This window comes from Aquimarina aquimarini, from assembly GCF_900299535.1.
GTDB classification, from domain to species: Bacteria; Bacteroidota; Bacteroidia; order Flavobacteriales; family Flavobacteriaceae; genus Aquimarina; species Aquimarina aquimarini.
Genome location: NZ_OMKE01000005.1, coordinates 14051 through 31614 on the forward strand (window position 1 = coordinate 14051; position 17564 = coordinate 31614).

General features: G+C 32.1%; 12 protein-coding genes. 9 read left to right on the forward strand and 3 right to left on the reverse strand.

What is annotated here, in order from left to right; genetic code table 11:
- Nucleotides 1-17: 17 nt before the first annotated feature.
- Nucleotides 18-2447, reverse strand: a complete 2430-nt coding sequence (locus tag DG508_RS01075; RefSeq protein ID WP_108866377.1) for a TonB-dependent receptor — start codon at nt 2445-2447, stop codon at nt 18-20.
- Between the two features lie 514 nt (nt 2448-2961).
- Here DG508_RS01075 and DG508_RS01080 point away from each other — a divergent pair.
- Nucleotides 2962-3774 carry an alpha/beta hydrolase gene (locus DG508_RS01080; protein WP_108866378.1) on the forward strand — a complete coding sequence of 271 codons (813 nt, stop codon included), beginning with the start codon at nt 2962-2964 and terminating at the stop codon, nt 3772-3774.
- A gap of 10 nt (nt 3775-3784) precedes the next feature.
- Nucleotides 3785-4405: a hypothetical protein gene (locus tag DG508_RS01085; RefSeq protein ID WP_108866379.1), complete on the forward strand. Its 621-nt coding sequence runs from the start codon at nt 3785-3787 to the stop codon at nt 4403-4405.
- A gap of 48 nt (nt 4406-4453) precedes the next feature.
- On the opposite strand, the gene DG508_RS01090 is transcribed toward DG508_RS01085, so the two are convergent.
- Nucleotides 4454-5356, reverse strand: a complete 903-nt coding sequence (locus tag DG508_RS01090; RefSeq protein WP_108866380.1) for a LytTR family DNA-binding domain-containing protein — start codon at nt 5354-5356, stop codon at nt 4454-4456.
- A gap of 609 nt (nt 5357-5965) precedes the next feature.
- Here DG508_RS01090 and DG508_RS01095 point away from each other — a divergent pair.
- The 7 genes from DG508_RS01095 (at nt 5966) to DG508_RS01125 (ending at nt 16361) form a co-directional block, all read left to right on the forward strand.
- Complete coding sequence (locus tag DG508_RS01095; RefSeq protein ID WP_108866381.1) at nt 5966-7027, forward strand: hypothetical protein; 1062 nt, start codon at nt 5966-5968, stop codon at nt 7025-7027.
- Between the two features lie 13 nt (nt 7028-7040).
- Nucleotides 7041-9407 carry a TonB-dependent siderophore receptor gene (locus tag DG508_RS01100; RefSeq protein WP_108866382.1) on the forward strand — a complete coding sequence of 789 codons (2367 nt, stop codon included), beginning with the start codon at nt 7041-7043 and terminating at the stop codon, nt 9405-9407.
- Between the two features lie 34 nt (nt 9408-9441).
- Nucleotides 9442-10773 (forward strand): PepSY-associated TM helix domain-containing protein, encoded by a 1332-nt coding sequence (locus DG508_RS01105; RefSeq protein ID WP_108866383.1) that lies wholly within the window; start codon nt 9442-9444, stop codon nt 10771-10773.
- The gene (locus tag DG508_RS01110) at nt 10773-11093 is read left to right on the forward strand and encodes a hypothetical protein (protein WP_108866384.1); all 321 of its coding nucleotides are present in this window, start codon (nt 10773-10775) and stop codon (nt 11091-11093) included. The genes DG508_RS01105 and DG508_RS01110 overlap by 1 nt, the downstream gene beginning before the upstream one ends.
- A gap of 586 nt (nt 11094-11679) precedes the next feature.
- Nucleotides 11680-13548, forward strand: coding sequence for a T9SS type A sorting domain-containing protein (locus DG508_RS01115; protein ID WP_159090583.1), 1869 nt, complete (start codon nt 11680-11682; stop codon nt 13546-13548).
- Nucleotides 13549-13702: 154 nt separating this feature from the next.
- Nucleotides 13703-14488, forward strand: coding sequence for a hypothetical protein (locus tag DG508_RS01120; protein ID WP_108866386.1), 786 nt, complete (start codon nt 13703-13705; stop codon nt 14486-14488).
- A gap of 76 nt (nt 14489-14564) precedes the next feature.
- Nucleotides 14565-16361, forward strand: coding sequence for a M12 family metallopeptidase (locus tag DG508_RS01125; protein WP_108866387.1), 1797 nt, complete (start codon nt 14565-14567; stop codon nt 16359-16361).
- A gap of 287 nt (nt 16362-16648) precedes the next feature.
- On the opposite strand, the gene DG508_RS01130 is transcribed toward DG508_RS01125, so the two are convergent.
- A complete protein-coding gene (locus DG508_RS01130) occupies nt 16649-17563 on the reverse strand; it encodes a PorP/SprF family type IX secretion system membrane protein (RefSeq protein ID WP_108866388.1) in 915 nt (304 codons plus the stop codon).
- Between the last annotated feature and the right edge of the window lies 1 nt (nt 17564).

Below are 17564 nucleotides of genomic sequence, written 5' to 3' on the forward strand. Positions count from 1 at the left end.
AGGGTATACGTTTGGTTTTATATTTTATCTATATATCTAAGTTCGAATTTGTCTGGGTTCACTTCTTCGAGTGACTTATGATAATAGAAATCAATAATTTGAGATTCTAGATATGACTTGATTTTTTTAACTCCATCTTCTTCTTCATAGAGTTTGTAAGCATTTTTAGCTTCACGTTTTTTAAATTCTGAGATCAATTCATCTGGGTTTGTAACCGATAGAATATTAGTGTAGGTATCCATTTTTTTCTTCATCCATCGATGACCTACTAATTTCTTTTGCCTATTGTTCAGTTCTTTTTCTAATTTGTCAATTTCTTTACCATTAAGAGGCTTTTCTTTTTTAAGATCGTCGAGTTTGATTTTGGTTTTCACAAAGCTTCGCTCAAGCTTAAAATCAATATATTGCATATCTTCTCTTAAGCTTTGTATCACCTCATGTAGTATAGTATCATATGCTTTTAAGAAATCTTCATAGCTATAAAGTGCATCTAAAAAAACAAAGACTTTTTCTTTATAAAGCTCTGGCTTAGTTTGGTTTTTTACATCGGTAAATAACAGCGTTAAATCTCCTTGTTTTTCTTGTGGAATGTTCTGAAACCTTGCACTATTCTTCACATTGGTAAGTTGCTCTGTAATTTCTGGTATAGTTCCGCTATAGGTAGTTGATCGATATCTAAACTGTAGGATTCCTAGTCTAGATATTTTATCATCATCCATTAACTCTCTATTACGTTTTTTGAATTTGATTTTAAAAGTATCGAAGCTATAGCTATACCCTAAAGTAGCTGTAAAATCTGTATTGTTACCTGCTTTAGATTTTCTAAATAAAGAGAGTAAATTGAGCGTGAAATTATGACTTTCATACAGTGTGTAATTACCCCCTAGTCGCAGGTTATAAATATCATTTTGCTTTTCATCATTGGTATACGCTGTGTTATAAGAACTAGAGAAATTTGTTCTTAATTTTTTATCAAAGAAAGATTTGGTAGCCGTAAGTGTTGGTCCAAGTGTAAGGTTTTTTGTTACCCCCACAGTATTATATGAGATATTTGCTGCAAATGAAAAATTAAGAGCGTTTTTTGGGTATCCTAGAATGTATCCAGAAGTTATATTGTAAAAGTTGGATACCCCATTTTCTACTGTTTCTTCTCCTTGTTTGTTATTAGAGTTTTGATAGGTAAGATTTATAGTTACTGCTTGTTGTTGACTTTCTGTTTTTTTTAAGGTATAGTTTACTCCAAGGTTCGCATTTTGAGATATTTGCCGATAATTCAAAGTATCTATATTTTCAAATTGATTTACTTCGTTTATAAAGTCAAATTGATCTCTAATATTGGTGTAGGATTGAAAATTTGAATACCCAGCATTAATAGAAAGTTTCTCTGATCCGTTATAGGCTACATTAAAAGCACTTACTATACGCTGTAATTCTGAGCTTTTAGTATTATCCAGATTATCTTTTTGAAGACCAGCATTTACACTTATACTTACTTTATTGTCAATAATGTTCTGAGAAGCATTCACTGTTATGTTTTCGAGGTCATTATTAAAATAATAAGCTCCAAAAGTTCTATAATCAGGATCTATGCGTTCGTATCCCATACCAACAGAACCATTACCTGCAGGATAATCCATTTTTAAATTAAAAGCGTTGTAATAATTAGTTGTTACATTTTCAGTCATTAAAAAAGAAAAAAATCCTGCCGATGACATGTTGGATTCTGATATGCGAGTATCTTCGGTCACACCAGAAATGGCATATTCTAAGTTAATTTTTGCTTTTTTGAAAAGAGTAAAATTGGTTTCTGCACTTACTACAGTATTTTCTTTTGGAGTAATCTCTACTTCTATTGGAATAGAATTTTGTAGTGAATTTTCTCTGTCTTTTGCAGTAAAAAAAATTAATCCGATTGAGGCTCCGCCTAAATCATAAGCGGTTTTTAGCCCAAATCCATACCTTTCATAGGCTGGGATTGCTTCAGGAATTTCTTCATCATACTCTGTGGCTTTTAAAAATCTACCGTATAAGGCACTAATTTTAAAAGGTCCATTGGGAGAAAGATCAACACCACCACCAGTAAATTGATGTCCATTTAGGGTATAGGGAGAGAAAGTCATAGAAACATCTCCTATATGAGTTGCAACCCATTTATATGATGGATGAATACTTAGCCTATTTATTTTAAAAGGAGTGCTATATCCAAAATCTTGATTGGTATAAGAAAATGATAGAGGAATATTATATATACCACTAATATTAAAATTAAGATTTCCGTTAACAAAATAGGTAAAAGGATCTCGGTTGGCTGTACCATCATAAAAAATACCATTACTAGAAATTCCACCATTAAATCGTAGTAAAGGAGTTTTCCCTATCTGCTCAAGATTTTGAGCAGAGGCAATAAAAGTATATCCTGAAAAAATGATAAGTAGTTTTAATTTCAATAGGGTAATTTTTTTTGAGGTAGTTTAAATTTTAAGATAAAATTAATAAGACAAATATAGACTAATGAGCTAGTGACAAACAAGAAGTGTTGTGCAATATGAATGAAAATGTAGTATAAATTTATAAATCATTAGTACTAAAAAATCTTTTATTACACACATAACCAGTACATTACATAGATTTCGTCAAAATAGTTAGAAAACATAGAGTGTTATGTAAAAGGTTCATTACATAACTAAATGTAATTCATCATTTTTTGAATAATTACATATTTTTAACAAAACCAAATTCATACAACACTCTAAAATTACCTATCTCACTTAGTGAGTAAATCAATACCTAAAAACTCGACACAAAACAGATTTCTAATTAATATAGGCAAAGGATTGTTATATAATTTATGCCAACTCATCACAGAAACATGACACTTCGCACCAACCTGCATTATATGTGGTTTACATAGTCATTAGAAAAGTAATTTTGAACATAATTATAAATCAAAAAACAAATAGTATGTTCAAAAAAATTACTCAGAACGCCATAGGTTTTCTTTGTTTAATTATTGGTTCGTTGGTTCTAAATAGCTGTGAGAAAGAAAATATCTCTTCTATAAAAAACAGCCGTTCTTTTACTCTTGAATCAAAATACACCAATACAAAATATGAGATTAATGTCTTATATCCTGAAACCTATACTCCATCAAATAGCTACCGCACAGTTTATATCCTAGACGGAGATGATTATTATAAAGAAGCAACAGATGTGGTGGCAGAATCTAATAAAGAGGATATTATTCTTATCGGCATTGGATATGATGGAAAAAACAGAAGAGGGATAGATTATTCATATCCCAAAGACAATGATTTCCCCACTAAATCAGGAGGTGCCAGAGAATTCATCAATTTTATAAATAATGAGCTTATTCCTTATATTGAAAATGAACTTGAGATCAAAAGTGCGGATAAAACACTATTTGGTCATTCTCTAGGAGGCTATCTTGCTTTGTATTTGTTATTTCAGCAACAACAACCTAATCCTTTTGATAATATCATAGCAGCCAGCTCAAACTTTATGTGGTATGACGCATATTTATTCGATTTAGAACAGCAATACTTCAATATCAATGATACACTAAACAAGAACCTTTACATTACCGTAGGAGATTTAGAAGGTGCATCTATCAATCTTTTTTATAATGCTTTTAAGAATAAAATAAACCAGAGATCCTATATAGGATTGACACTACATTCTGAAAGATTAAAGAATATTTCTCATAGAAACAGTCCAATTATTTCTTTTAAAAAAGGGCTCTATACAATTTTATAAATTCAATATAATGAAAAACTACTTACTAGTACTCTACCTTATTTTCACCTTACCTATTGTAGCCCAAGTGCAAAAAGAAAATAAGAATCCAACTCAAAACAAATGGAAATTAGAATTGTTATATTCTCATGATATATTGAATACCAGCTATGGAAAAAACTATGGCTATATATTTAAAGGGAAATTGATTTTTTTAGACCGTAAGCATTTTACTTTATCATATGGTCTAGCACATCAAAACAGTTATATAGATGAAACAGAAAACTTATTTACTGAGTATATAGATGGATATACTAGAGATATAGGGTTGTACTCTATTTTTGATATTACTTATTACCCCTTTAATAAGAAAAAATTTTACCTATCACTAGAACCTTTTATAGGAGCAACACACTTGAAATCTAAAGGAAAATTAAAAATACCTCAATATTCGATATCTGAAAAATACAAAAATGAATATGTTTATTTTAACTACGGATTTTCTCAATCTATTGGTTATAACATACATAAATTTAGTGTTAGCGGGTTTGCCTGGGTTTCTTTAAAAGGACTCTTAGATCAAGGAAGAAGTAGACCTGCTGATTTTGATTCTAGATTTTTTATTGGTGTCGGTTTAGGATATCGGTTGTAAAAAACTTATTCAAAATGACTCTTAAAAAAGTGTAATCCTTACTGTGTATTACACTTTTTTAAGGTTAAAAGCATCTTTAAAAGCTTGAAACTTATTTCTTGACACAGGGACTTCCTGAGGTGTTCCGTTAAACTTAATTCTATAATTACGGGCATTCCCAGAGGTTGAACTTATGTTTTTTAAATTAACAATAAAAGATCTGTGGGTACTAATAATAAATGGGTAATCAGCTAGTACATCTTCAAGTTTTTGAATCGTGAGTCGATAGGGCTTAGAATTTACTTCGCCAGATGTTTTCACAAAAACATCTATATAATTTCCCTCTGCCTTCGCAAATAAAAAAGTGTCAATATCAAGATTCAGTACTTCATTTTTATTATTGGATTGTATATGTATAATATCGGGTACTGTATTTTCTCTTTTTGCAACTCTAGATTCCAGTTGTTTATTATATAAGGATATTTCTTTTAAATTTTCTTTTAAAAGTATGGTGTAATTAAGCCAAACTATTATAAAAGCTGGAACAATACCAATAATGACGACATAAAACGATGAATCTAAAAAACGAAGTAGAATATTAAATGACGTATGTTTCTTACTAATCATAAAAGACATACTATTATTAAATAGTATGATTACCAAGAGAAGAGATAGGATCAAAAGGATTTCTTTTCCTATTGTCCAGCTTTCTTTTAAATCAGGTGTAAAAAATAGCCTTGGTATAAACTCGACCACAAAGATAATGCTCAAAAAAGTTGTTAACCCCGCTAATGAACATACGAGAGGTTTTGAGAATATAAAATTTTCATTTACATAGTTTTCATCTATAGCCATCAAATTAACCACAAAAATCAATACGCCAAGAGTAATCGCTATTATTAAATTTCTTCTGAGAGAAAATAAATATGGATAAGGTTTATGTATAATTTGTATACTATAATTTCTAAACATTTATCACTGTACTATATCTAAAAGTAATATTGATTTTATAATTTAAAAAGGTATCTACAATCAATAATCAAATACTAAATTTATTTATTGGTACTGATCGTTTATACAGTAATAGCGAAAGTAAACCATTTACCAAATAAATATTCTCAAAATTTAAAAAAATAAATTCAATTTCTATACGCACGATTTCAAAGTTAAAATGGCACAAACAATTATGTTATAGAACATATGGAAGATAAAGAAGAATTACCTGCTATAGTTATCAATCATATAACCATAAAAGATCACCTATGAGTATAAAGAATCTAACTACTTACCAAGTACACGCAAACTAAAAAACTATTTTAAGATTTATGTAAGCTTTTCTTAAGACAAGGCACTACTTCATAATCCATAGATTATTCATATAACTTATCATTTTACAAAAAAAGAAAAGTAATAATTATTCAACTTCATACTATTGGTTTTTATCTTATTTATCTAATTCTACATAAAGTATTAATCTTCTTTTTTTACCAAATCTACTTACGGCAATCAAGTAAAAAACATACTGTTTTTATTAAATCTAAATTAAAACAATGATATATTTGTATAAAAAAATCTATACAAATGAAAAACACTATTTTCTACTTGGTTATCCTATTTGCGTTAGGGTCTTGTTCTGATTTTGATGAACAAGAATTCACTGTTTTATTACCTAGTGCTGGAGAAGATCAGGTTATCTTTACAGAAACATCTGGAACCACCATTCAATTAGATGGTAGCAACTCTAAAGACATTAACAACTTAGGATTCGAGTATTTTTGGGAAGTGATATCAACCCCAGAAGGATTTCCTATTACTTTTTCTAATACCAATACCCCTAAACCTACTTTTGAGGTACAACCTGATGCCTCTGGAAGGTATGAATTGTCTCTCAAAATTTTTAGAGGTGATCAAATTGCCAGAGATCTAATAAATGTAGACATAAATCCAGCAAATACTCAAATATTATTGGTAAATGCCATAGATGCAAATCATGAAGCCACACTCCATGTTCCCTCAGTTGCTATTACAGGTAATCCAATAGCTTCAAAAACTACAGATAACACCTATTATAATATTGATACCAATATAGCCAAAGAAACCGATGGAACCATCTTGATTGAAGTTGAATATAATGGAGTCACTTTATCTGCAAATCAAAATATGGAAGCCTTAAAAAATTATACTCTTTATCTGATAGGGACTGAAAATAATCCTGAATTATTACTTAAAGAAAAGGTTAAAAACCAAAATACAATACCCTCTGGTTCTATAAGCCTTGGTTTTATTAATCTGGCAGAAGGAACTGATAATGTCACCCCTTTTATTGATGTATCTTCTATCAATCCTGCTCTTGCGCAACCGATTCCTGTAGATCTAGCTTTTGGGAATTTACTAGGTGTTCCAGACAAATTCGGAATATTAAATTACAAAGATAATGCAGAGGTAACCATACCTTCTAATGCAATCTTTCCTTTACCCACTTTTGCTTATGCAAATAATGCGCCTATTAGCAATCCATCGTTTTTAACCTTACAAAATAACGAAGATCGAAAATTTGGTACTTATATGCTTTTCCCAGATAAAAGTACTCCCGAAGGTCATACTTTAATTTTTGTAAACAATAGTGCATTATTACCTCAATAATTATTTAATTAAGATGAAACAAATTTATATATATGTATTGATGCTTTTTGGTATACTAACCATAAATGCACAAACCACAATTACAGGAGTGGTTACAAACGAACAAGGTGAACCACTAGAATCTGTAAGTGTTCTATTACAAGGCACCACAAATGGTACAATTACTACTATTGAAGGAAAATATACCTTACAAAACATTGCAAATGGAAGTTACAACCTTGAAATTAGCTCTATTGGTTACACCACTTACGTAAAGGAGATAGAAGTCAATGACAGCACATTAGTCATTAATACTCAATTATTTACTAGTGAAGAAGAATTGCAACTTGTTGAAATAATCGGACGTAGAAATACTGATTACAAAGCCGATATCACCTTTGCAGGAACCAGAACTGGTGCCAATGTAAAAGAAATACCACAAAGCATTGCTGTTATCAATAAAGAGGTAATTAAAGATCAAGGTATTTTTAGGCTGAATGAAGTAACAGAAAATGTTGCAGGAGTCACCCGTACTCGTGCAGGTAATAACTTTACCTCTCGTGGTTTTCGTGTTTCACATGATTACATTAATGGTAACAGGGCATTATTAGCTCCCGATTTTTCAGCCTCGGCAATAGCAACTCAATATGAACGTATCGAGTTTATAAAAGGCCCTGCCGCTGCCCTTTTTGGAAACAGTTCTCCTGGAGGGGTTGTAAATGCTGTCACAAAAAAACCTTTAAAAGAAAATCGTGCCGATGCAAGTGTATCCTATGGTAGTTTTGATACACGACGTGCCACATTAGACATTACTGGGCCATTGAACGCAGATAAAACATTACTGTATCGCACTAATGTTGCTTGGGAACACACAGAAACATTTGTTGATTTTCAAAAAACCAGAAGTATTCTTTTTGCACCTTCATTATCATATCTTCCTTCAGAAAAAACCCGTTTTAATGTAGATATCATAGGAACCATTAATAATGATGATGCAGGTATTTATAGAGGAACTCCTGTCTTACAAAATGATATTTTTGCCGTACCCATCAATTTTAATGCAGCAGAACCTTATGATTACAGACAAAACAATAGTATTCTATTGACAGCATCTGGAAGTCATAAGTTTTCTGATGCCATTTCGTTAAACGGTTCTTATACACGTTCTGATTTTAATCAAAACTTTCTCGAGACCCGTTCTGCCAATCGTTTTACTGATGACGGCACAGAATTAATTCGTCAAATTATTAATCGTGATACCAAAGGAGCCTCTGACTTTGTAACATTTTATCTAGCAGGAAAATTTAAAACAGCTGGTATAAAGCATGAAGCTGTACTTGGATGGGATTACTACAAAACATCACAAAAACGTATCGACAGATTTGCCTTGGGAGAAGCAAATGGAGTGCCTAATCTTAGGTTCAATAATCGCATTCCTATTCAAGAATTAACAGAGTTATCTGTAAATTTTGCTGAAAATGTATCTGGAGGAATCGATCTCATCAATCAATCTCGTGGAGTATATCTTCAAGACCTTATAACCATTGGTAAGTTTAAAATTCTGGCGGCATTGCGATATGAAAATCTGGATCAATCTGGTCTTGTTAGAGATGCTATTGACCTTACTGACAACCTAGACAATGATATCTTTTTACCTCGATTAGGACTTACATATAAGGTTAATGACCAAATAAATGTGTTCGCAAGTTATACCGAGGCATTCCAACCTCAACAATTTCCTATTGGAGTCACCAATGTAAATGATGGTGAGGTATTTGATCCTTTTACCAGTGATCAAATAGAATTTGGAACAAAAACTACATTTTTTAATAATAAACTATTAGGGCAATTAAGTTTTTATTCGATCAACCGTGAGGGTAGATTAATAGAAGACCCTAATTCTAATCCAGCATTTATACAGCTATTACAATTAGGAAAAGAAGTAAGCCGTGGTCTAGAATTGGATATTACGGGTAAAATAGTATCTAATTTTACTTTGACCGCCAATTACGCTTTTAATGAAGTTGAAATCCTTGACGATAATCCCGAAGTACGTCAACTAGGTTTGGATGACAATAACCCACAACATACAGCAGGTCTTTGGGGGAAATATACGGTTACTAATGGTTTCTTGAAAAATTTAGGTATTGGACTAGGAGGTCGTTTTGTAAGTAAAAGTCGAATCAGTACCAGAGCCGTAAACCCTATTAGTGAAGTAATTACTTTTCCTAGCTATGCTACAGCACGAGCAGGTATATTTTATAAATATCAAAATATTGACCTGACATTTAATGTGAATAACATTTTTGATGAGCGTTATTTTATAGGTGGAATAGACGAAGGGCGGGTTTTTGCTGGAGCGCCTCGTAATTTTCTAATCACTTTAGGATACTCATTTTAATCATTTGTTTAAAACATATTAAAAAACATTAGTAATGAAAAAATCACAATTCTGGCGTAAAAAAATGTGGTCCTTACACAATTGGATTGGCCTTTATGCTGGAGTTGTGATTGCTTTATTGAGTATTAGTGGGGTTGTTGCTCTTTTTAAAGTAGAATTAGACAAAACAATCAACCCATCACTTTACAAAGTAGTTCCTAAAAGTGAAAAAATAACACTTACCCCAATAATAGATAGCCTTAAATCAGTATATGGCCATGATACGTTTAATGGCATTAAATTTTCTGAAAAACCAGATGAGAGTGTTGTTGTCTGGTTTTTTATGAATAAAAGTAGTTTTGAGTTTATAAACTGGGAAATATTTATAGATCCCTACTCAGGTAAAATAGTAGGAGAGCGAGATTATTTTACCACATTTGCGTATTTTATCAGACATTTACACGTGCGTCTGTATGAGGGTCTTTTAGGAAGAAAGATAGTTGGAATTGCAGGATTGGCACTACTCATTTCTACCATTACAGGTTTTTGGATTTATGGTGGTTTTATGAAAAAGCAATTCTTTGGAGCCATCCGTAAAAAAAACCTACGTATTGTATCGGCAGATTATCATAAGCTGATTGGTATTACATCTTTATTTTTTAATCTTGTTATTGCTATTACAGGTGCTTGGCTGGGACTGCAAGGTTGGCTACAACCAATAGTAATGGAATCTGGTAGACCTAATAAGTATCATGCTATTGAGAAGCCTCTAAGTCAGGAAAATGATACAAAATACAGTTTTAGCTTTGAAGATGCCTATGCAACCTCACGTCAGCTTTTTCCAGAATTTATTCCTCAAACCCTTGTATCATCAAAAGATGGCAGTAGAAGTGTATCCATCTACGGAACGGTACCCAGAACAGCATTTGAACGTGAAAGCTTTGTGATTACTCTAGATAAAGAAACATTTGAAGAATTACATCGTTTTGATATTCGTAAAGCTTCTTTTGGGAAAAAGCTTTTTTTTATTCAGGAATCTATGCATTTTGGAGATTGGGGAGGTATATGGCTTAAAATAATATATGCATTTTTTGGGATAACCTCTGGTTTTCTGGCTATGACTGGGTTTCTAGTATATCTAAAACGCACAGAAAGAAAACGTAAAACAGATCATAACTTTACAGCTCTTAAACCATTACTTATAAAATGGGTTTTAGGAATTCTAGGTACTCTTATACTACTTGCCGTTTTAACACAATTCTATGGTATGGTACTACCATCTATTATAGTCATCACCACCTTTTACAGTTGGCTTTTGTTCTTAATAATTAGAGAAATTACAAGAAGTATAAAACGTAAAATACTTTATTCTAAAGAAGCTATCTAATGAGTAACCGTACCTATCCAAATAGAGTAAATGAGCATTTGCTTGTTCCCATACTACTTGTTGTAATGACCTTTACATTATTTATAGGCATCTATTGTTTTAATGAATATATAAAAGAGTATCAAATAATAGGAACGTTTTACCTATTGGATGATGCATCACTTAAACAGTACAGGAATGATCAAGGTCTAATAGGAATATATACTGCTATAGTCTTGATGCTACAATATGTAGTACTCAGGATAAACAAAAGGTGGGGGTATATAGGCATAATCGTATTGACAAATCTACTTATGTATTTATTTTTTAGCCATCTATAGAAATAATACCAGTTATACTTTGAATTTACTGTAAAAAGAAAATTAATTATTTTTTGTTTATGCAAAGAAGAAAAAATCAACATAGCTATTAGCTACGGTTAATTTCTATTTTGAAGCATAGGCGAAATGGTATAAGTATTACCCACAAAATCACTTTCTTTCTTTACGTCTTAGACAAGGCAATTTATACTATTCTACCTTCTCTCAAGACAACCTCTTTTTTGGTAAGTTGATACGCTATTTTCTGCATATTTCCACATTTATCATCTCTTTAAAACACAAAAAAAGAGTACCTAAAAACTTCGATAACGGTCTCTGATAATTCATTCATAAAATCCATTAATCATAAAAAAATAAAAACAAGGGGTAACATTTCAATACAAATATACTCCTCCTACCAAATGGCAATTGTTGTAATACCATTTCTCAATAAAAATGGTATAAGGTCTGATCAACCTAAATAGCTTTTTATAAAAAAACGCGGAAGCTGAAAAGCGTATGAGTAAGCATTACTATTAAAACAAATACAATGAACGTCAAAAACATTCTAAAATTATTTTTTATAATACTATCAACCCATCTGGGTATGAGTCAAAATCTAGTCTTAAATGGTGATTTCTCTCAATACGATGCTACTTGTGATGATTTCACCTATGGGTTTACCAATTCTGCATCTACCAATTGTGTCGATGATTGGATTGCATATTCTGGCAGTCCATCACTTGGCGGAGTACCCGCTAATCCTTTTGCCTGGATGTGGTCTGGACAAAGTGGGCCAGTTAATAATCATTATGAAAGCATACAAACTCCTGTAGCATTTGAGCAGGGGAAATGTTATTCTGTTTCTTTTAAAGTAAAAACGCATGATAAAAACAATCAACATATTAGCGATCATGGCACGATAAACCTAAGAGCTGTTAATTTTCAAAGTGGAAATATTCTTAATGAACAAACCATTTTTTCTAATACAATCGGCACTTATTTAGGTAGTAATTGGCATACTGTTACAACTACTTTCACTCCCAACTCCAATTACACAAGCCTTTTGATCAACCCATTATACACAGGAGGAGCAAAACAGGCCGAAATGTCTATTGATGATATTGTTATCGAAAAAAATGACCCGCTTAGTATCGATTTTCATTTTGAAGATACAGCCTCAAATATTAGGGATACTTTTTGTGAGGGAGAAACAGTTTTTTTAAATGGTAGCGCCTCTCAAGGTGAAGTTCACTATTTTATTGATGCTCGTAGAAGACCCACTGGTAGTATTGGCAATTTTCAATATGTATATGGATTAAGCTGGACTTCTGGGCAATTACAAACAGTTGATTTAACAACATTATTTGCTGCTAATTCTATAAACTTTGAGGCAGGTTATGAATATGAGATAAAAGTAGCTTTAGGCAATGATTGTATCGGGTGGCTTCCTCTTACCAAGCGATTTACTGTCTTATCTAATGTAGCTTTGGATTCTGATTTTACAATGAATGCTAGCTGTGCTCAAAACGGAAAAATCACCCTGCAAGTAACTGCAACAAATCCCAATGCTCACCAGTGGTGGGGATTATTTGAAACCTCTACATCTACCACAAATGGTGGTACTCAAGTAGGAGCTATTCAATCGGGTACCACAACTACTTTTAGTGGATTAAGCATGACCAAAAATTATTATATCAAACATGGAGTTTGGAAAGACTCTGATAAAAATTGTTATCCATGGAAAGAAACCAGAAAGATGGTTCCCAATTCTGTTAGTTGGCCTGGATATACCAATGATTTTTCGCTAAGTCTTAGTGCTAGCGGAGGTCAAGTAAGTGTAAATGTACAAGCAGATACCAATCCTGTTTCTGTATATCACGGATGGCAAGTGTATGACATAAATCATAATTTGATCAATGGATATTGCTGTAACTCTGATATAGCTTCTTTTCAAGGACTATTAACCAACAAGTGGTACTATATAAAACATGGTGTCTGGAATGACTGCAAAGAATGGCGAGAAACCAGAAAATATTTTAGGGTTCAGATACAAGAAAGTAGAAACAACATTGGAGGTTTTATTCTAGAAACCAAAGAGTATCCTTTTGAACCTGACAGTAATTATACAAGAGAGATAAATGAATTAGTAAATTCGGGAGCTATCTTTAAACTACATGAAGAATATAAAGGTAGAATATTATCGGGAGATACAAAAACAGATACATCAAAAATAGAAATGTACCCCAACCCTGCTCAAGTAGGAAAAACACTTACTATTACCACCTCATCCAATGATCGTATTCAAAAAATAGAATTAGTAAAACTTTCTGGAAAAAGTACACCTCTCCCTTTTGTAAAACAAAACGGTACTATTCATATAGAAATTAGTTCAAAAGTTTCTCAAGGAATGTATTTCATTAGAATCACAAGAGATTCAGGAAAAGTAAGTACACAGCAATTAGCAATACAATAGCTATTAAAATCTCTAAATAATAATTGAAAAAGACCATTTGATGTGTTGTAATACACAGCTCATCAAATGGTTTATCCTAAAAGAGTTAAAGTAGCTAAAACCCAAGTGCTACTTACTTATAAAGATCAAATTAACAATTATAAAAATAATAGAAATGAAGAATTTTTTAAGAATATCAATAGTTAGCATACTACTAATCGCATGTACACAAGATGATGCTATACCTGAAAACCAAAATATAATATCTAATAACAGAATCGAAAAAAATGAAATCTCTGAAACAGCATCTATAGACATAATAACACATGAGTATGATTATTATGGAAAAATATTTAAAGTCACTTATTCTTTAGATACAAAAAACAGTACTGTTATTAATGTAAAAGGAGATACTGAAATAGCTCAAGAAATTTTAGGAAAAGGATCAGCATCTCAATCTGTATTATTCTATATAGACGAACAAAATAATGCGGATCATTTAATTAAGTCAAAGGTTTTTAATACACATCAAGAGGTTGCAAAATATGTAGGACATGATACCCTTGCGATTGCTGATGCAAAAAATCAAAAAAACGAATGTAACGATATAGACAACTATGGGCCAATAGATTATCGTTTTTATGTAGATATTGATTATTTTAATGAAATGTCTGGTATTACAGCATTCAAAAGAAAAGACTATTCCAAGTATCATCTTGGAGTTTACAATGATCGTTTAAGTTCTTTTATGTGTAGTTCTTTATACAATTGGGAAGTCTCTTTGACCTTATTTGAAGATATCTGCAGATCTGGTAAATCCTATACTTTTTTCAAATCACACAATGCTCCTAATTTAAGGGTAGAAGATCTAAGACCTTATACATTATCAGGGTGGTGGTTTTGGCGTCAATCCTGGAATGATAATGTGTCTTCTTTTTTAGCTACTTCAAAAAAACCATAAATCAACTTCTATATTTTTAACGCATTTTATTGAAAATGGTATACGCTAAATTCATAAAACTCTTACATAAACTAAGATGAAAACAACTATAATTTATCAAGTGATATTCATGGTAACGGGGCTTACTCTATGTATATCTTGTGAACAAGATTCATTAACAAAAGTAAAAGAGATTGAAGAATCAGTTGACAGCAGAAAAAGTAATACCGAAAAAGCATATCCAGATGGTATAGCAGGAGAAGTCATGGATATAGATTTTTTTGGAGAATCAATAACCGTAGAAAAGATCGATGACCAATATGTGTTTGAAGGAGATATCATTATGAATCCTCATAGTCATACCCCATCACAAAAAAGTGTAGGAAGAACTCAAGCACGTTGGTCTAATAATATCGTATATTATGAAATAGAAAATGGAATATCTGATCCAAACAGGATTTTACAGGCTATAGAACATTGGCAAGCCAATACATATCTGCGTTTTATACCCAGAACCAATCAACCCAATTATATCTATTTCAGAACAGGTACAGGATGTTCTTCTAATGTTGGTCGTGTTGGTGGCAGACAGTATATTAATTTAGCTCCTGATTGTGATAAAGGAGCTATCATTCATGAAATAGGTCACTCTGTAGGCCTATGGCATGAGCAAAGCAGAAAAGATAGAAATCAACACCTTCTTGTAAATATTATAAATGTAGAGCCTGGAAAAGAACATAACTTTTATACCTACCAGAATATGGGAATGGATGGAGATGAATATACTGATCATCTGGATTTTTCTAGTATTATGTTGTATGATTCATATGCTTTTTCTAGAAATGGATTGCCTACTATGACCAAAAAAAACGGGTATACATTTACAACCAATCGTACTCACCTTTCTTTTGATGATGTTGTTGGTATTAAAAAGATGTATCCAAGTACTGTTTCTTTTGCTAGATGGGCTACAAGACAAGGTGGATATACCAATGGGCAAAAATGGCTTAGTGGTGATTTTAATGGGGATGGAAAAGATGACTTTGCAAAGGTTTTTGATGATCGCGGGTATGCTAGTATCGATGTACATCTATCTACAGGATCAGGATTTTATATGAGAAGATGGGCTACCAGGCAAGGTGGATATGCAGATGCTCAAAAATGGGTATCTGGAGATTTTAATGGAGACGGGAAACATGATTTTGCCAAAGCTTTTAATGATAATGGATATGCAAGTATCGATGTACATCTATCTACAGGATCAGGATTTTATATGAGAAGATGGGCTACTAGGCAAGGCGGGTATGCAGATGCTCAGAAATGGTTGGCAGGAGATTTTAATGGGGATGGCAAAGATGATTTTGCCAAGGCTTTTAATGATAATGGATATGCCAGTATTGATGTACATTCCTCAAATGGAGCTAGTTTTTCTATGTCCAGATGGGTTACCAGACAAGGTGGATTTTGGGATGCTCAAAAATGGATGTCTGGTGATTATAATGGAGATGGAAAAGATGATTTTGCCAAAGTTTTTAATGATAATGGGTATGCCAGTATGGATGTACATATTTCTAATAACAATACCTTCTCTATGGCTAGATGGGCAACAAAACAAAGTGGATTTTGGAGTGCTCAAAAATGGTTGTCTGGTGATTTTGATGGCGATGGAAAACATGATTTTTCTAAAGTTTTTAATGATAATGGATTAGCAACTATAGATGTACATTTCTCAAATGGAAATTCATTTAATCATTCTCTTATGGTCACCAGACAAGGTGGGTATTCTAGTAATCAAAAATGGAATACTGGTGATTTTAATGGGGATGGAAAAGATGATTTTACTAAAGCTTTTAATGATAACAACTTAATTAGTTTAGATGTTCATGCAAATTAATAGAGATAGTAGCATAAACTGTCTAAATAGAAAAACATAGACCTATTTTAACCAAAAAGCTATTAATTTGAACCTTTTAGGTACTTCGAAGATACTTTTAGCTTGTTTTTAGAAGCTTTTTGCTTCTTCAAAGTACCTTTTTGGTTAAAACAAGAACCTTTTTCCTTCTTTTTAGAACCTTAAAGTATCTTGATAGATACTTTTTGCATTAATTAATCAGCTTTGAGCTTAACTTATACCAAAGAAACATAGTTCATCTCCTAATAAAGTTGTTGGTTTAGGACATATTAAAACCCTTCTCCTGCTTTATATGTTAAAACAAAACCGTTTGTATTGGTTATGGGAGTATCTCTACCAAATGTTGTATAACTATAAGCAAAACGCCAGTTTTTCAAAAAATAAAGACCTACCAATGCATTCAGGGAAGAGCTACTGCGATACCCCGCTCCAACTTCTATTTTATTTTTATAATTAACCGATACATTAAAATCAAATTGTGCAGGAGCATCAGCCTCAAACTTAACCAACATACTTGGTTGTACACGTATTTCTTGAAATCTGCTCAGATACAATCTATATCCCCCATATAGATAATAAGGTGTCTGAATATTTATATTTTGGTTTGAAGCAATCCCATCAGAAAATAAGTTTTGAACTGAAAACCCCAGATAAAGTTTATTGTGGTTATAAAGAGCTCCAAAACCAAAAGAGGGTACCGTTACACTTACATCATTTTCAAAATTTGGATCTCCTTGTATATTTAATTGTGATAGCTCTTCGTTTAAAAAAAGTACTCCAGTAGTAAGACCAAAGGATAGTACATTTGGGTTATAATTCCACCAGCGTGCTCGGCTATAATTATGATCAAAAAATAATTTATAAGCATAAGATGCAAAAATAGATGTTGCAGAGGTTACCCCTATTTGATCACTTATAACACCACCACTAATTCCTACATTGTTATCAAAAACACTTGTAGTAAGAATCCCAGAAAATGTTCTTGGACTTCCTTCAAAATCATTCAAATATCCAAAATTACTTAGGCTTACTTCTGTATCTGGATGATACCCTGAATGAGCGGGATTAATCAAAACCTGATTGTAATAATAGTCTGTAAACAATGGTGTTTGCTGTGCTACTAAAGAACTGTTGCACAATGACAAAATAAGTATTGTCATTATCTGATATATATACTGTACCATA